We start from the raw sequence: 15,984 nt of genomic DNA, 5'->3' as shown, positions 1-15,984 counted from the left end.
CGTCGTGTCGTTTTCAGCGACTTTAATATCTTAACAAGTTATCAACCCGATTGTCAACAACTTTTTTGATATTTATTTTTGTGTGTCACGACCATTCGCGGCACAAGAAGTAATATACCATGGCTTTTTAAATCGTACAAGCATTTTATTAGAAAAACATTTAAAAAGTTTTATTTACCCGTTTTTTGACTCGTTTATCCCTACATTGACTTCAAAAAGAACGCTCCGTTCCTTCTATAAGCTATAGAAGAAACGGAGCTCTACTCATTAATTTTGTTGGTGACGCATTGTCGGGAAGAGTAACACATCACGAATCGATGGCGCATTCGTCAACAACATGACGAGACGATCGATCCCGATGCCAAGACCACCCGTTGGCGGCATACCGTACTCGAGTGCTTCAATGAAGTCTGTATCCATTTCATGTGCTTCGTCGTTTCCTGCTTCTTTTTCGACGAGTTGTGCTTCGAAACGTTCACGTTGATCGATTGGATCGTTCAATTCCGTGAAGGCATTCGCATGTTCACGACGGACGATGAATAATTCAAAGCGATCCGTAAAGCGTGGATCCTCTGGATTTTTCTTCGCAAGTGGTGATACTTCAACAGGATGACCATAGACGAATGTTGGTTGAACGAGTGTTTCTTCTACTTTTTGTTCGAAGAACTCATTCAAGATATGTCCCGTCGTCATGTGTGACTGGACTTCAACACCGTGTTCATGCGCTAGTTCGAGGGCACGTTCGTTTGAAATCTGTTCAAAGAAGTCGACACCTGTCGCTTCTTTAACGAGATCTACCATGTGTGCTCGTTTCCAACCGACAGATAGATCGATGACGTCTTCTCCGTAAGTGACTTGTGTCGTACCGAGTACTTCTTGCGCGACGTGAGCGATCAGGTTCTCTGTTAAGTTCATGATGTCTTTATAATCCGCATACGCTTCATAGAGTTCGATCATCGTAAACTCTGGGTTATGGCGTGTTGAGATTCCTTCATTACGGAACACACGACCGATTTCGTAGACTTTCTCAAGTCCACCGACGATCAAACGTTTCAAATGGAGCTCGATCGCAATCCGCATGTAAAGCGTCATGTCGAGTGCATTATGATGCGTGATGAACGGACGAGCCGATGCTCCACCCGCAATCGTATGCAACATTGGTGTTTCGACTTCCAAGTATCCGAGGTTATCGAGATATTGACGAATTCCACGAATGACTTTACTCCGCGCGATGAATGTCTCACGTGATTCTTGATTCGTAATGAGGTCGAGGTAACGCTGACGGTAGCGTTGTTCGATATCTTTTAATCCGTGATATTTATCCGGAAGCGGACGTAACGATTTTGTTAATAACGTAAATGCTGTAACGTGAACAGACAGTTCACCAACATTCGTTTTGAACACATATCCTTGAATTCCAACGATGTCACCTAAGTCACATGTCTTATAAATCTCGTACGCCTCTTCACCGATGTCATCTTTACGGACATACAACTGAATTTGACCTTGTACATCCTGAACATTCGTAAAGCCAACCTTCCCTTTACGACGTGTCGTCATGACACGACCCGCGATCGCAACTTCCGGTTTTAGTTCAGCTAATTCTTCTTTTGTATGTTCACCAAATGATGCACGAATGCTCGCAGTATCCGTCGAACGTTCAAAACGTGCGCCGAATGGATCGAGACCTTGTTCACGCATGGCGTTCATCTTACCGAGACGCACCTGCATTTGATCGTTCATTTCCATATCCTGACTCACTGTCTTCACTCCTTTTAATAATGGTTCACGACGATTCTCTCGAATAAAAAGCTGTCGGAATGACCGACAGCCCTTTTAGAAAACCGATACGCTCATCTTCAATGCAACTAGCGTACCACAAAACGACGCTGTCCGACTATACTTTACCTGTTAGGCATATGCTACGTCTTCTTCGAGTGTCTGCAAGTACTGCTGTAACAGTTCGACGAGTCCTGCGTGTGTGTCGATATTGAATAACGCATTGCGAACGCGACCGTTCCCCTTCATTCCTTTCAAATACCAGGCGACATGTGTCCGCATTTCGCGTACGGCGAGTTCTTCTCCCTTTAGCGCGACTAGTCGTGTGGCGTGTAAGAGACAGATATCAATCTTCTCACGCGCCGTCGGTTCTGCCGGAAGCGTTCCTGATTCGAGATACTGGATCGTCTGATACAACATCCACGGGTTCCCGAGAGCTGCCCGTCCGATCATGACACCGTCGACGCCGATCTCATCAATCATCCGTTTTGCATCTTGCGGCGTCTGAACATCTCCATTTCCGATGATCGGAATGTTGACCGCTTTTTTCGCTTCGCCAATGATGTTCCAGTCTGCGACCCCTTCATACTTTTGCGAACGTGTCCGCCCGTGGATGGCAACGGCTTTCGCACCACCCGCTTCTGCCGCTTTGACATTATCAACACAATAGATGTGATGACTGTCCCAGCCGGTCCGCATCTTAACAGTAACGGGTTTATCGATCGCTTGCGTCACCGCATGGACCATCTCATATACCTTATCCGGATCAAGCAACCATTTCGCTCCAGCATCACTTTTCGTGACTTTCGGGACCGGACAGCCCATGTTGATGTCAATGATATCGGCATTCGTGTTCGCTTCGACATATCGTGCCGCTTGAACGAGTGTCTCTTTTGAACCGCCATAGATTTGAAGGCTGAGCGGTTTTTCCCGTTCATCTACGTACAGCATCTGAAGCGTTCGTTCGTTCTCGTACAAGATCCCTTTATCGCTGACCATCTCCGCACAGACGAGTCCCGCACCAAATTCCTTTGCAATTAACCGAAACGCCGGATTACAGACGCCTGCCATCGGTGCCAAGATGACTTGATTCTTCAGTTTGACATCACCAATGTTAAATTCCATTATTGTTCCTCCGCTTCTAAAAGCCCACCTAACCGTCGTACACCGTTTCGTTCTGTCTCTGGTAACTGCTGATACAACTGCTCGACACTTTGCTCAAGACCGGGTATGACGCATGTTGCTGCGAGTTCACGTAATGGTGCGAGGACGAATGCCCGCTCTTGCATCCGCGGATGCGGAACGGTTAATCCTTCGAGGTCAATGCGTTCTTCCTCATATAGCAAAATATCTAAGTCAAGCGTTCGTGGTCCATTTTTGAACAAACGCTCGCGTCCTTCTAGCTGTTCAATTTCCTGCAGTCGCCCAAGTAAGACAGATGCCTCATCCGTCGTTTGAATCGCGACGACCATATTATAGAATAAATCCTGCTCGAGATACCCGACAGGTACCGTCTCATAAATGGAAGAGGTCTTTACGTCATGAACGGACGGTAATGCTCTCAGGCGAGCAATCGCTGCTCTTAAGTGAGCCGCTTTATCGCCGATGTTCGAGCCGAGTGCAATGTAAGCTTCCTTCATGCATAGTCCTCCCGAAGGCGATTGATCTCGACCGCCACATGTTCATAATGACCGGCAATCGGCGGATCCGGTTTGATGACCTTGATCGACGCTTCTTGAATTCGTTCGTCTAACGCAAATACTGCTTTTGCAATACGGTCCGCCAAGGCTTCGACGAGTTGGAGCGGTTCTCCTTCGACGACACGTTTCGTCGCTTCATACAATTCGGCGTAATTGACACTTTTCGTCAAATCATCCGTCCGACCGGCTTCTGCCAATGCAAGTCCGATCGATAAGTCGACATTGAAGCGTTGACCGAGTTTCGTCTCTTCTGCGAATACACCGTGGTACCCATAAAAACGCATTCCTGTTACATGAATTCGATCCACCGTTATTCCCCCTTCGTCGCAGCCAACATGATGTCCATCATCTGCGCTGCCCGTTTGACTTCTTTGACGTCATGCACACGCATCCAGTCACATCCTTGTTGAATTCCGTAACACACCGTCGCAATCGTTCCTTCGAGTCGTTCTTCTGTCGGTAATCCGAGCGCAAGTCCGATCATCGATTTACGGGACGTTCCGAGTAAAACCGGATACCCGAAGTCCGTTACGATCGATAGATGACGCATCAGGTACAAGTTCTCTTCATGCGTCTTCATGAATCCAATCCCAGGGTCGAGCCAAATATGCTCTTCCGCTACGCCTGCCTGTTTTGCTAACCGAATCGATTCCTCAAGGTCAGCCCGGACTTCTGCCAGCATATCTGTCCCATGCGCCGTCTCCCGGTTATGCATCAAAATGATGGGTACTTTATACTGCGCAGCAACGTTGACCATCGAACGATCGCCCCACTTCGAGCCCCAAACATCGTTGATGATATCTGCTCCTGCTTCAATAGCAGCCTCTGCGACGACCGGTTTGTACGTATCGATCGATACGAGGACGTTCAGCTCTCGTTTGATGCGCTTGATGATCGGTAAAACACGGGTGAGTTCTTCTTCGACTGATACGAATGCTGCACCCGGTCGTGTCGATTCTCCACCGACATCGATTGCATCTGCTCCATCCGCGACGAGCTGACGCGCTTGCCGCATCGCTTGCTCGACATCGACATATTGTCCACCGTCCGAAAAGGAGTCCGGTGTCACGTTCAAGATACCCATGATGTAAGTCATCGTTGTTCTCTCCTTGTCGTCACCTGTTCGACGGATTGATCGAACAGCGTCATGATTTGTGCATATCCTGTTCCGTTGATTCCAGGGAAAGGGTGTCCGTCAAGTGACGAAATAGCGACCGCTTCCTGAACGGAATTCGTATAGATGATCTCATCTGCTTCTTCGAGCTGCGGTAAATAAGCCAAGCGTTCTTCGACCGGTACATATTGCATGAGGAACTGACGGGTAATCCCGTTCAGTGCACCGGTTTCAAGCGGTGACGTATACCATGTACTTCCGTAACGCCAAAAGATGTTTGACGTAATGCCCTCACAGACATGACCTTCCTTCGTCAAAAACAACCCTTCTGCTTCCGGATTGAACAATTGGCGTTTCGCCACTAGATTGTTCATGTAATGATGTGACTTCAAGCGGTAAGTCGTCTCCGGTGTACTGCGCGGTAAACGAATCGTCTCGAGTGCACGTTCCGCCCGTTTTCGCGGAGCGATTGGTTTCGCATAGATCAACACGGTCGGCGTGTCGTAAGGATCGATTGATAAACCGATCTCACGTGGACCGGCAGAGACGTTCAACCGAATGTATAAATCGTTCGCCCCATATGCCGCATATAAATCTTGGATCGCTTGCCGTAAGGCTTCCCGATCATATGCTAGCTGGATTCCGAGTGCGACACAACTCATCCGTAAGCGTTCAATATGATCATCGAACAAAAACGGATGTCCGTTATAGGTCCGAAACGTCTCGAATACACCCATCCCGTAGACGAATCCGTGATCGAGCGGGGAGATGCGTACTTCTTCTTCTCGTTTAATGGTTCCGTCATGCCAGAGATACATAATGCGTCAACTCCAAGAAATTTTTTAACATCTGCTTCCCGTCTCGCGTCAAAATCGCTTCCGGATGGAACTGGACACCGAGAATCGGCAACGTCCGGTGACGGAGTGCCATGATCTCCCCACCGGCTTCCGCCGTCACTTCGAGCACTTCCGGGAATGTCTCGCGTTCAACGACGAGCGAGTGATAACGTGTCACCGGCGTCGCTTGTGGGATTCGTTCAAAGATGCCTTGTCCGTCATGCGTCAGTGGCGAGACTTTTCCGTGCATCAATTCCTTCGCGCGGACGACTTTACCACCGAATACTTGTCCAATCGCTTGATGACCTAAGCAGACCCCTAGTATCGGCACCTTCCCAGCAAAATAAGCAATCGCTTCTAGACTGATCCCCGCTTCATTCGGTGTACAGGGGCCCGGTGAGATGACCAGATGATCCGGTTGCAACGCTTCGATTTCCGCAAGGGTGATCGCGTCGTTGCGAAATACCCGGATGTCTTGTCCGAGTTCGCCGAAATACTGGACTAAGTTGTACGTAAAGGAATCATAGTTATCAATCAATACAATCATTGCGTTCCCTCCGCTGTTTCTTTTGTCACCCATAACGCCTTTGCTTTACTAAGTGACTCTTCGTATTCACGTGCTGCGTCCGAGTCCGTAACGACTCCAGCACCTGCTTGGACATATGCCATCCCGTTTTTTGCGACGAGTGTCCGGATCAAGATGTTGAAAATGGCATCATCCGCCCAACTGATGAAGCCAAGTGACCCAGTGTAGATACCGCGCCGGACCGGTTCCAGTTCTTCAATGATTTCCATCGTCCGGATTTTTGGTGCGCCAGTGATCGTACCACCTGGGAACATCGCAGCGAGCACCTGACTCCCGGAATGTTCTGGAGCTACTTCCCCTCTGACATTTGAGACGATGTGTTGTACGTGCGAGTATTTTTCGATCACCATCAGCTCATCGACATGAACCGTACCATAACGACTGACGCGTCCTAAATCATTCCGCTCTAAATCAACGAGCATCACATGCTCTGCCCGTTCTTTTTCATTATCGAGTAAGGTTTTCGCAAGTCGTAAATCTTCTGCTTCATCCTTCCCGCGTGGTCGTGTTCCCGCAATCGGACGTGTCGCTAACGCATCGCCGATTTTTTCGACGAGCAACTCGGGTGAGGCGGACACGAGTGTTAAATCTTCATCCGCAAAGTAACCCATGTATGGAGAAGGATTGACTTGTCGTAATACATCATACAAATGTTCCGCTGTCGTCCCAAGCGGTTCCTGTTGACGGACGGACAAATTAACTTGGAAAACGTCACCGTCCTCAATATAGGATTTAATCCGGTGTGCCGCTGTCATGAACGCTTCCTGCCCGAAAGCCCGTTCTCGCTCACCTGATAAACCAGTCGCTGTAAATTGAGGTGCATCCGTCTCGATGCACCAACGCGCGACTTCCGTTTCAAGAACTCGCTCTGCTTCTTCTGCTGTGTCTCGTGTCACGGCAATGAACAACTGCTTCGTTTCTTCATCAAACACGGCGACTTCATCGTACCAGTAAAATGATAGATCGGGTGTTTGCAAATCATCCATCGCTCGTTCAGGTAGCTTTTCTAAATAACGGACGGCATCATAACTGACGTATCCGGCAAACCCACCAAAGAACGGTGGCATTCCATCCGGTCGGACTGATTCACGGTCGACGCGAAGTCGTTCGAGTACATCAAACGGATTCACCGTCGATGTCTCGACTTTTCCATCTGTCTCAATCGTCGTCGTTCCGTCCTTTGTCCGAACGTATCCGACAGGACGAGTCGCCGCCATCGTATACCGGCCGATTCGACCGCTTTCGAGCCAGACGTGTCCCGTTGTGCCATTCGTCTGTTCAACATATCGATTGTAAAATTGTTCTTTCGTCCATGGTACTGCTTTGTATTTCGTCTGTCGCATACGCGTCCCCCACTTCACACTATTCTGCTCTCATTATACGCAAAAAAGTACACGGAAGCCGAATGACTTCCGTGTACGTCCAGTTGATTACTTCGATTGGTCTGCTTCTTCCTCGATTTGATACAGCGGTGTACTTAAGTACCGCTCCCCATTCGAAGGAATGATCGCGAGAACGTTTTTCCCTTTACCGAGACGTTTCGCTGTCTTGAGCGCTGCTGCAATCGCAGCACCTGACGAGATACCACCTAAGACACCATTCGTCTTCGCTGCTCGGCGTGCGTGATCGAATGCTTCTTCCGTCGTGATTTGCTCAACACCATCATAAATCTCTGTATCGAGAATCGACGGCACGAATCCAGCACCGATTCCTTGCAGTTTGTGTGGTCCCGGTTTACCACCTGATAAGACCGGTGAATCCGTTGGTTCGACGGCAATGATTTCAATCCCTTGGAAAGCATCACGTAACACTTTACCAGCACCGGTGATCGTTCCACCCGTTCCAATTCCCGCGATGAACGCATCGAGTTGCATGCCTTCGAACGCTTCGACGATTTCAGGACCTGTCGTTTTTTCATGAACGACTGGATTGGCACCGTTATTGAATTGTTGTGGCATGAAGTAACCGTGTTCTTCTGCTTCCGCTGTCGCGCGAGCGATCGCACCCTTCATTCCTTCAGGACCCGGAGTCAGAATCAATTCCGCACCATAAGCGCGAAGCAACGTCCGGCGCTCCATGCTCATCGTTTCTGGCATGACGAGGATGGCGCGGTATCCTTTCGCCGAAGCGACCATCGCGAGTCCGATTCCTGTGTTTCCACTCGTCGGCTCGATGATCGTGTCTCCTTCTTTGAGTTGACCCGCTTCTTCTGCGGCCTCAATCATAGATAACGCGATCCGGTCTTTTACGCTTGATCCAGGGTTCATGTACTCCAATTTCAGATACACATCTGCATCCTCAGGACCCGTTAGATGATGTAACTTGACGATCGGGGTGCGACCGACTAAATCTAATACTGAATTCGCAATACGCATGACCATTCCTCCTCATTAGTGAACCGCTTGAATTCCAAGTAATCCGATAAACTAATTATCAGCGGACTGGATGAAATCTGTCAATCAAAGCGTTTGACTTCCGGCTTTTTTCCATCCTTCGTCTGGCGTTCGACCGCTTCTTGAATCAAACGATCAATCGTCTGTTTTTCCTGTTCCGTTCGCATCGTCTGATAGACCATCGCGCGCGTGATTTTCTCATCACCGACTTCGGCGACGACATCCTCGAGCGGACCACCGATGCTGTCTTGAACGATTTTAGGAGAATCGACCTTTGGGAGCTCACCCATGAAGGCGTAAGCACCGGTCATGAAATTCGTCAACATTAAGATGAAGATCAACATCCACAAGTACTTAGGTTGTACATTCCCCATATTCGATCCCTCTTATGCTCTTTCGAGTGATTTTTCACGAAGTTCCTCTAATTCTGGAACATCATAGTGATAATGCTCTGAACAGAAGTGACAAACAGCTTCCGCACCACCATCTTCATCAATCATCGCTTGAATCTCATCTGGTCCAAGGGCAATGATTGCTGTCGCTAATTTGTCACGGTCACACGTACATTCGAATGATACTGGAATCGTATCAAGATGTTCGTAGTCACCGAGAACGAGTTCTAACATTTCTTCTGGTGTTTTTTCCTCACCGACGAGAATCGAGATCGGTTTAAGGGCTCCAACACGTTTTTCGAGTGCTGCAATCGTCTCTTCCGACGCACCTGGCATCAATTGAACGATCAAGCCACCTGCTGCGATGACTGATTCGTCTTCTGGATAAACGAGAACGCCAGCCCCAACGACCGATGGGCTTTGTTCCGATACAGCGAAGTAATACGTGAAGTCTTCGCTGATCTCACCTGTTTGAATCGGCGATTGACCACCGACGAAGTCACGCAACCCGAGGTCTTTGATGACAGAGATGTTTCCGCGACCGACCGCTTCACCGACTTTTAGTTTCGTCAGACCATCTGCATTGACATACGTATCCATCTCGACGCGGGGACGACTGACATATCCACGTACGACACCTTTTGCGTCGGCATCGACGATGATTTTCCCAATCGGTCCATCGCCTTCGACTTTTAATGTGACACGTGTATCACCTTTTTGCATCGTACCCATCATTGCACCGATCGTCAGTGTCCGACCGAGCGCTGCTGTGACGACAGGTGTCGTCTGATGGCGCAGTTGTGCTTCATAGACCGTCTTCGTCGAACGGATTGCAAACGCACGGACTTCTCCATTGAAGCCTAACGCCCGTACTAAATAGTCATCTTTTAATTGTGCTAATAATTCTTCACGTTTCATCTTGATTCCCTCACTTATTTCGTTCGTAGATAATCCGTAATCCATCTAACGTCAAGAATGGATCGACGATCTCAATCATCGTGGATTCCTCGCTGATTAATCGGGCTAAGCCGCCGGTCGCAATGACCTTCGCTTCTCCCATTTCTTCTTTCATCCGGTGAACGAGTCCGTCCACCTGTGCCACATATCCGAAATAGGTCCCCGACTGCATCGCATGGATCGTATTCCGTCCGATGGCTGACTGCGGTTTCGCGATTTCGATTCGTGGCAATTTTGCTGCCTTATTATAGAGTGCCTCGGTTGCAACCATCACACCGGGTGAGATGATGCCGCCGTAATACCGTTTTTGTGCATCGATGTAACAATACGTCGTCGCTGTTCCGAAATCGACGATGATCATCGGTCCCTCGTATTTCGCCGTCGCCGCTACTGCGTTGACGATTCGATCGGCTCCCACTTCCCGTGGATTATCGACTTTTAAATCCAGTCCTGTCTTGATTCCTGGTCCAATCAAGAACGGACGGCGTTTAAAGTAACGCACACACATATTTTCTAGCGGAAACACGACGGGGGGTACGACAGATGATAACACGATTCCCTCGATTTCTTCCACGTTTAGCTCTGCGTCACGGAACAACGCTTTGACGAGCATACCGTATTCGTCCGTCGTCCGTGTTCGGTCTGTCGCAATCCGCCAATGCTCAATCAACTCTTGTCCTTGATAGACACCTAAGACGATATTCGTATTTCCGACATCGATGACTAAAATCATTTGCTTATTTCCCCGCTTCTTCTCAATTTTCATGCTTCGATTGTATTCCGTTGTTTTACGATCGGAACTATATACGTTGTGATTATACCATGCTCATATGGTCACACCTACCGATGTGTATTCGCTCGGTCTGCCACAAAAAAGAACGGATTCGATATCAATCGAATCCGTTCCATCCGTTTACACTTGATCATCGCGACGCGGCGTATCTGGTGTATCCGTATCTACATTTTTCCCTTCGTCAACGACTGAACCCATTTGCGTTGGAGACTCTGTCGGTTGATCAACAGTTGCATCTGTCGATTCCGGTGCTTTCTCTTCTGCTTTTGGAGTCGTTGCTTCTGGTTCATGTTTTTTGTATTCGCCCGTCTCTAGGAGATGGTGAATTTGTTTTTGATCGAGTGTTTCGACTTCAAGCAATGTCGTTGCAATCAAGTCGAGCTGATCGCGCTTCTCAGTCAGGATATCTTTCGCTTTTTGGTAACAGCGGTTGATGATCGCTTGGATTTCCGTATCGATCTCGTGTGCGATTGCATCCGAGTAATTCTGTTCGTTTTGGAAATCACGGCCGAGGAAGACGTTACCGCTTTGACCTGATCCGAATTGAAGCGGTCCGAGTTTTTCACTCATCCCGAACTCCATGACCATTTTCCGTGCAAGACCTGTCGCACGCTGGAAGTCATTGCTCGCCCCAGTCGAGACTTCTCCGAAGACGATGTCCTCTGCGACGCGACCACCGAGCAATCCAGTAATCTTATCTTCGAGTTCCGGCTTCGTCATGAAGTAACGATCTTCTTTTGGCAACATGACGACATATCCGCCCGCGTTTCCGCGAGGAACGATCGTTACCTTGTGTACTTCATCCGCATCGTCGAGCGTGACACCGATGATCGTATGTCCAGCTTCGTGCCATGCGACGATCTTTTTCTCTTTCGGCGAGATGATCCGGCTCTTCTTCGCTGGTCCAGCGATGACTCGGTCAATCGCTTCTTCGAGGTCAACGATCGAGACTTTATCACGGTCTGCCCGAGCGGCAACAAGTGCTGCTTCGTTTAGAAGGTTTTCAAGATCCGCACCTGAGAATCCAGGTGTTCGTTGTGCGATCGCTTTTAAATCAACCGTTGAATCGAGCGGTTTGTTCCGCGCGTGAACTTTCAAGACTGCTTCACGACCGATGACATCTGGACGGTCAACCGTGATTTGACGGTCAAAACGACCTGGACGGAGTAAGGCTGGGTCAAGAATATCAGCACGGTTCGTTGCTGCGATCATGATGATGCCTTCGTTTTCACTGAATCCATCCATCTCGACGAGAAGTTGGTTCAATGTCTGCTCACGCTCATCGTGTCCACCACCGAGACCTGCGCCCCGTTGACGACCGACAGCATCGATTTCATCGATGAAGATGATACATGGTGCATTTTTCTTCGCGTTTTCGAACAAGTCACGGACACGTGATGCCCCGACACCGACGAACATCTCAACGAAGTCAGAACCTGAAATCGAGAAGAATGGTACGCCAGCTTCACCAGCTGCGGCACGCGCGAGCAACGTCTTACCTGTACCTGGAGGACCTACGAGGAGGACTCCTTTCGGAATACGGGCACCGAGTTTCGCGAATTTACGCGGATCTTTCAAGAATTCAACGACTTCGACGAGTTCTTGTTTCTCTTCGTCTGCGCCGGCTACATCATCAAACGTGATCTTTTTCTTCTCTGTGTCATAGAGGCGTGCCTTCGATTTCCCGAAGTTCATGACGCGACCGCCACCACCGCCACCTTGTGCTTGATTAATCAAGAAGAAGAAGAGGATGAAGATGATGATGAATGGAACGATCGTCGTCAGTAACGCGATCCAACCACCATTCGTTTCTGCTGCCTTAAAGTCCAATTTGACTCCTTGGCTTTTCAATTGCGTATAAAGATCCGTTAGTTCCGTATCAACAGCCGGTACGACCGTCTCATACGTTGAATCTTTTTCACGCAAATCTCCTGTCACATTATACGTCTGCCCTTCATATTGGAAGGTAGCCGTCTTGATTTCACCTTTTTCAACAGACTCGACAAACTGTGTGTAATTGATTTCTTTGCTTTTGTTCACTGGACTCTGCAAGTATTGCAGAAACAAGATCAAAGCTAGAAAAATGACCCCAAACACGAGGGTATTCTTCACTGCTCGGTTCATCTTATGCCTCCTCTCCGCATCCATCTCGTTTTTCTAGTGGATGAATACGAATCCTGGCGCGACAGGGCGCGCTTTGTAATTGGTTTCATCTTATCATGGGACAGACGAGATTAAAAATAATTAGCCACCGTAGACTGCAGGTTTCAAGACACCTACGTATGGAAGGTTACGATACTTCTCTTCGTAATCCAGACCATAACCGACAACGAATTCGTGTGGAATGACGAAGCCGCTGTAATCTGCGTGCAAGTCATTCTTCCGTCCTGTTGGTTTGTCGAGCAACGTCACGATCTTAACGGACTTCGCTTTCCGGTACTTGAAGAGATCGACAAGGTAACCAAGCGTCAATCCGCTGTCGATAATATCTTCGACAATCAAGATGTCGCGTCCTTCTACCGATGTGTTCAAATCTTTTTCAATCTTGACTTCACCTGTTGATGTTGTCCCACCGTGATACGTTGAAACGTCCATGAAGTCCATTTCAAGATGCATATCCATCTTTTTCACAAGATCAGACATGAACGGCATTGCGCCTTTTAAGACGCACACAAGCAACGGAAAACGATCGTGATAATCCGCTGTCAATTCGCCGGCGAGTTCGCCCACTTTATTTTGGATCTCTTCTTCTGAAATCAGTACTTTTTCCATATCGTTCATCAAGGTCATGCTAGGTATTCCTCCTCCATAATAAACACTACATTACCATTCTATCATTAAATAAGATTTTGCGAGGAGTTCAAATGACCCGAATATTGCAATTCGATGTCCAATGACGGCTAAAATCACTCCATTTGCATCGACGACGACCGGAACCTGTTCCCGGAGATAACGCGGAACCTTAGCATCAATCAGAATTCGACTGACTTTTTTCGAACCCACAGCAAGCTGAATCCGATCTCCTGGACGTGGCGGACGTACCGTCAATGGGAACGCAATCGCGTCCAGCGGGATACCTTGATTTCCGATTGAGAAGCGAACCATTTGTTCACCATAATGATACGTTCCCAAATTCTCCCCTACTTGAAACGATAAATCGTCATTCATTGACCGTATCACACGATCCTGCATCAAAAAGCCATATGCACGTCGCATCCTCCAGTTTCCATAATACACTTCGTCTGAGCCCTTATCCACCCGAAGCCATGTAACAAAGTGACGAATCACATCCGAAGAAAACATTTCTCCCGTTAATGTCGGCAAAACAAGCCGCTGTAAATCCGTCGGTAATTCTAAAATACGTGCGACCGGAATTCCGTTCGCTTCCTTACACCGTTCGAGATAGGTCGCGACGAATGCCGCCTGTTCACGGATGATTTGCTGTCGCGCATGTGCTGCCGCTGCCGTTGCCTGTTCAAACTCAGGACGCATGTCTCGGAGTGATGGAACAATCGTATGCCGGATTTGATTACGCAAATAAGTAGTTTCTGCATTTGACGCATCTTCTCGCCATGGAACTTCATGTTGCAACGCATACTCGCGTAATGTTTGCTTCGATTCATGTAGCAACGGTCGATGCAACCAACCGTTACCAAACGGACGAACGACGGGAATACCATCAACCTGCGCTTCTCCACGTATGAGCTGAATGAGTAGCGTCTCAATTTGATCGTCTTGATGATGGGCGAGAATCAGACGCGAGCGCCCGGTCTCTTCCATGATTCGTTCAAAAAACGCATATCTCTCTTCGCGACAAGCTGCTTGAGAGCTCGTACGTCCTGTCCATTCTAAACGCGTCATGAAAAAAGATATCTTTCGGGCCGTTGCCCACTCCTTAATAAAGCACGCTTCTTCGTCGGACGCCTCTCGTAATCCATGATGCACATGCGCAATCGCGATATCGTAGCCCTCTTTGTACAACTGATCGACGAGTACCATCGAATCACAACCTCCCGAAACACCTACTAAAAGTGGTTCGAACGGCACACCTTCCATAACGATTTCCCCCCTTCCGTTAAAACCTAAAAAAAGCTATCTCTATATAATAGAGATAGCTTTTGAGAATGACCCGTACGGGATTCGAACCCGTGTTACCGCCGTGAAAGGGCGGTGTCTTAACCGCTTGACCAACGGGCCAAAAAAATATGGTAGCGGCGGAGGGAGTCGAACCCACGACCTCACGGGTATGAACCGTACGCTCTAGCCAGCTGAGCTACACCGCCATATTTTTAACTCGTGCGTCTTAAGCACATTTTCTATAATACGGGCAGGTCAAGTGAAAGTCAACGCTTTTTCTAAAAATAATTTCAAAAAAATAAAAGATGGAATGAACGGCGTCATTCCATCTCTATTCTTATAAAGAACAGGTCAGCAAGTTATTGACGTTTTGCGCCGCGTCCGCCACGTTTTGAATCCGTTTGACGTTTCAATGTAGCAAGACGATCTTCACTATCTTTCAGGAAACTAGACATCAGCGTATCGAACGATTGTTCTTTGCGCGGTGGTGGTGTACCACGGCCGCCTTTGTTGAAGCCTCCACGGTTACCGCCTCCACGTGGTCCTTTGTTATCGAACGAACGTGGTCCACGATCTTGTCCTGCTGGACGTGGTCCACGATCGAACTGACGTGCAGGACGAGGACGTTCGCCTTCTGGACGATCGACGGCTTTTTTGATGGAAAGACCGATCTTACCATCGTTTTCAACACTTAAGACTTTGACGGTGATTTCTTGACCAACCGTCAACACATCATTGATGTCTTTAACGTAAGAATCTGCCACTTCACTGATGTGAACAAGACCAGTTTTCCCTGTTGGTAACTCAACGAACGCTCCGAAATTCGTGATGCCTGTTACTTTCCCTTGCACTTTGCTGCCTACTTCAATCGACATAAATTGTATTGCTCCTTTTTAGTTGATTCGTTTCTTATTATACGAGTGATTCATTCTTTTTTCAATCAATCGGCAACCTTCAATTAGTCTTCCGGTGAAAAGTAGAAGATCGTTTCCCCTTTTTTCGAATAGAGCAACTCGCTTCGAGCTAAGTTCGCTACATACTCTTTATCATTGAGACGATTGATTTCTTCCTTCAGACGGGCGGTCTCTTTTTTTGCTTTCGTCTGCTCTTGTTCGGCGACTTGAAACGACTGCTTTTGTTCAGCGATCAATTGCCGTTTCTCCATGTATGACCACCCCATGAGGGAAAAGATGAGTAAAAAGACGGTCAGACACAGGAAAAAGCGATTTTTGAGACGTCGACGGTTTTCGATGGCATTCTGACTCAACTGCTTTTTACGGTCATTGAGCGGCTTGATCTTTGGCGCAGGACGCCCTGATTCGAGCGGTGTTGGCATATCATCCCTCCTCTTTCTGAG

The 15,984-nt window shown here is 48.2% G+C and carries 17 protein-coding genes and 2 tRNA genes; all 19 read right to left on the bottom strand.

Annotated features, from left to right (window positions below):
* Positions 1-267: 267 nt before the first annotated feature.
* The 19 genes from lysS to EXG77_RS16140 all read right to left on the bottom strand — a co-directional run bounded on the left by lysS (position 268) and on the right by EXG77_RS16140 (position 15,963).
* Positions 268-1,749, bottom strand: a complete 1,482-nt coding sequence (lysS, locus tag EXG77_RS16230) for a lysine--tRNA ligase (RefSeq protein ID WP_145981747.1) — start codon at positions 1,747-1,749, stop codon at positions 268-270.
* Between the two features lie 162 nt (positions 1,750-1,911).
* Positions 1,912-2,904, bottom strand: a complete 993-nt coding sequence (gene dusB / locus EXG77_RS16225) for a tRNA dihydrouridine synthase DusB (protein WP_023466575.1) — start codon at positions 2,902-2,904, stop codon at positions 1,912-1,914.
* Positions 2,904-3,419, bottom strand: coding sequence for a 2-amino-4-hydroxy-6-hydroxymethyldihydropteridine diphosphokinase (gene folK, locus EXG77_RS16220; RefSeq protein ID WP_023466573.1), 516 nt, complete (start codon positions 3,417-3,419; stop codon positions 2,904-2,906). Before folK ends, dusB begins: the two co-directional genes overlap by 1 nt.
* Positions 3,416-3,787 (bottom strand): dihydroneopterin aldolase, encoded by a 372-nt coding sequence (gene folB / locus EXG77_RS16215; RefSeq protein ID WP_023466572.1) that lies wholly within the window; start codon positions 3,785-3,787, stop codon positions 3,416-3,418. The genes folK and folB overlap by 4 nt, the downstream gene beginning before the upstream one ends.
* 2 nt (positions 3,788-3,789) lie before the next feature.
* Positions 3,790-4,575, bottom strand: a complete 786-nt coding sequence (gene folP / locus EXG77_RS16210) for a dihydropteroate synthase (RefSeq protein ID WP_023466570.1) — start codon at positions 4,573-4,575, stop codon at positions 3,790-3,792.
* On the bottom strand, positions 4,572-5,411 hold the full coding sequence (locus EXG77_RS16205) for an aminotransferase class IV (RefSeq protein ID WP_035399506.1): 840 nt from the start codon (positions 5,409-5,411) through the stop codon (positions 4,572-4,574). Before EXG77_RS16205 ends, folP begins: the two co-directional genes overlap by 4 nt.
* The gene (locus EXG77_RS16200) at positions 5,395-5,976 is read right to left on the bottom strand and encodes an aminodeoxychorismate/anthranilate synthase component II (RefSeq protein ID WP_029343065.1); all 582 of its coding nucleotides are present in this window, start codon (positions 5,974-5,976) and stop codon (positions 5,395-5,397) included. Before EXG77_RS16200 ends, EXG77_RS16205 begins: the two co-directional genes overlap by 17 nt.
* Positions 5,973-7,358: an anthranilate synthase component I family protein gene (locus EXG77_RS16195; RefSeq protein ID WP_035399503.1), complete on the bottom strand. Its 1,386-nt coding sequence runs from the start codon at positions 7,356-7,358 to the stop codon at positions 5,973-5,975. Before EXG77_RS16195 ends, EXG77_RS16200 begins: the two co-directional genes overlap by 4 nt.
* An 87-nt stretch (positions 7,359-7,445) precedes the next feature.
* Positions 7,446-8,390, bottom strand: coding sequence for a cysteine synthase A (gene cysK / locus EXG77_RS16190; protein ID WP_023466565.1), 945 nt, complete (start codon positions 8,388-8,390; stop codon positions 7,446-7,448).
* An 80-nt stretch (positions 8,391-8,470) separates the two neighbouring features.
* Positions 8,471-8,782, bottom strand: a complete 312-nt coding sequence (locus EXG77_RS16185; RefSeq protein WP_023466564.1) for a hypothetical protein — start codon at positions 8,780-8,782, stop codon at positions 8,471-8,473.
* Positions 8,783-8,794: 12 nt separating this feature from the next.
* Positions 8,795-9,718 carry an Hsp33 family molecular chaperone HslO gene (gene hslO / locus EXG77_RS16180; RefSeq protein ID WP_023466563.1) on the bottom strand — a complete coding sequence of 308 codons (924 nt, stop codon included), beginning with the start codon at positions 9,716-9,718 and terminating at the stop codon, positions 8,795-8,797.
* Between the two features lie 10 nt (positions 9,719-9,728).
* Positions 9,729-10,490 (bottom strand): type III pantothenate kinase, encoded by a 762-nt coding sequence (locus EXG77_RS16175; protein ID WP_035399500.1) that lies wholly within the window; start codon positions 10,488-10,490, stop codon positions 9,729-9,731.
* Positions 10,491-10,670: 180 nt separating this feature from the next.
* Complete coding sequence (gene ftsH, locus EXG77_RS16170) at positions 10,671-12,674, bottom strand: ATP-dependent zinc metalloprotease FtsH (RefSeq protein ID WP_035399498.1); 2,004 nt, start codon at positions 12,672-12,674, stop codon at positions 10,671-10,673.
* 120 nt (positions 12,675-12,794) lie between these two features.
* The gene (hpt, locus tag EXG77_RS16165; RefSeq protein WP_023466560.1) at positions 12,795-13,340 is read right to left on the bottom strand and encodes a hypoxanthine phosphoribosyltransferase; all 546 of its coding nucleotides are present in this window, start codon (positions 13,338-13,340) and stop codon (positions 12,795-12,797) included.
* 33 nt (positions 13,341-13,373) lie between these two features.
* Positions 13,374-14,606: a tRNA lysidine(34) synthetase TilS gene (gene tilS, locus EXG77_RS16160; protein WP_035399496.1), complete on the bottom strand. Its 1,233-nt coding sequence runs from the start codon at positions 14,604-14,606 to the stop codon at positions 13,374-13,376.
* 69 nt (positions 14,607-14,675) lie between these two features.
* Positions 14,676-14,747: transfer RNA gene (locus EXG77_RS16155), tRNA-Glu, on the bottom strand.
* A 9-nt stretch (positions 14,748-14,756) separates the two neighbouring features.
* A tRNA-Met gene (locus EXG77_RS16150) sits at positions 14,757-14,833 on the bottom strand.
* Between the two features lie 153 nt (positions 14,834-14,986).
* Positions 14,987-15,502 (bottom strand): S1 domain-containing RNA-binding protein, encoded by a 516-nt coding sequence (locus tag EXG77_RS16145; protein WP_023466558.1) that lies wholly within the window; start codon positions 15,500-15,502, stop codon positions 14,987-14,989.
* Positions 15,503-15,585: 83 nt separating this feature from the next.
* On the bottom strand, positions 15,586-15,963 hold the full coding sequence (locus tag EXG77_RS16140; protein WP_023466557.1) for a septum formation initiator family protein: 378 nt from the start codon (positions 15,961-15,963) through the stop codon (positions 15,586-15,588).
* Positions 15,964-15,984 lie beyond the last annotated feature (21 nt).

This window comes from Exiguobacterium sp. OS-77, assembly GCF_000414195.2.
Taxonomy (GTDB): domain Bacteria; phylum Bacillota; class Bacilli; order Exiguobacteriales; family Exiguobacteriaceae; genus Exiguobacterium_A; species Exiguobacterium_A indicum.
This window is presented reverse-complemented; position numbering and strand designations above follow the sequence as displayed.

Bases quoted from the DNA above. Each gene is read 5' to 3' on its own strand.
- cysK (WP_023466565.1), bottom strand. From the start codon at position 8,390: ATGCGTATTGCGAATTCAGTATTAGATTTAGTCGGTCGCACCCCGATC.
- dusB (WP_023466575.1), bottom strand. From the start codon at position 2,904: ATGGAATTTAACATTGGTGATGTCAAACTGAAGAATCAAGTCATCTTG.
- tilS (WP_035399496.1), bottom strand. From the start codon at position 14,606: ATGGAAGGTGTGCCGTTCGAACCACTTTTAGTAGGTGTTTCGGGAGGT.
- EXG77_RS16175 (WP_035399500.1), bottom strand. From the start codon at position 10,490: ATGATTTTAGTCATCGATGTCGGAAATACGAATATCGTCTTAGGTGTC.
- lysS (WP_145981747.1), bottom strand. From the start codon at position 1,749: ATGGAAATGAACGATCAAATGCAGGTGCGTCTCGGTAAGATGAACGCC.
- hslO (WP_023466563.1), bottom strand. From the start codon at position 9,718: ATGAAACGTGAAGAATTATTAGCACAATTAAAAGATGACTATTTAGTA.
- folK (WP_023466573.1), bottom strand. From the start codon at position 3,419: ATGAAGGAAGCTTACATTGCACTCGGCTCGAACATCGGCGATAAAGCG.
- EXG77_RS16195 (WP_035399503.1), bottom strand. From the start codon at position 7,358: ATGCGACAGACGAAATACAAAGCAGTACCATGGACGAAAGAACAATTT.
- ftsH (WP_035399498.1), bottom strand. From the start codon at position 12,674: ATGAACCGAGCAGTGAAGAATACCCTCGTGTTTGGGGTCATTTTTCTA.
- EXG77_RS16185 (WP_023466564.1), bottom strand. From the start codon at position 8,782: ATGGGGAATGTACAACCTAAGTACTTGTGGATGTTGATCTTCATCTTA.
- EXG77_RS16140 (WP_023466557.1), bottom strand. From the start codon at position 15,963: ATGCCAACACCGCTCGAATCAGGGCGTCCTGCGCCAAAGATCAAGCCG.
- hpt (WP_023466560.1), bottom strand. From the start codon at position 13,340: ATGACCTTGATGAACGATATGGAAAAAGTACTGATTTCAGAAGAAGAG.
- EXG77_RS16200 (WP_029343065.1), bottom strand. From the start codon at position 5,976: ATGATTGTATTGATTGATAACTATGATTCCTTTACGTACAACTTAGTC.
- EXG77_RS16205 (WP_035399506.1), bottom strand. From the start codon at position 5,411: ATGTATCTCTGGCATGACGGAACCATTAAACGAGAAGAAGAAGTACGC.
- folP (WP_023466570.1), bottom strand. From the start codon at position 4,575: ATGACTTACATCATGGGTATCTTGAACGTGACACCGGACTCCTTTTCG.
- EXG77_RS16145 (WP_023466558.1), bottom strand. From the start codon at position 15,502: ATGTCGATTGAAGTAGGCAGCAAAGTGCAAGGGAAAGTAACAGGCATC.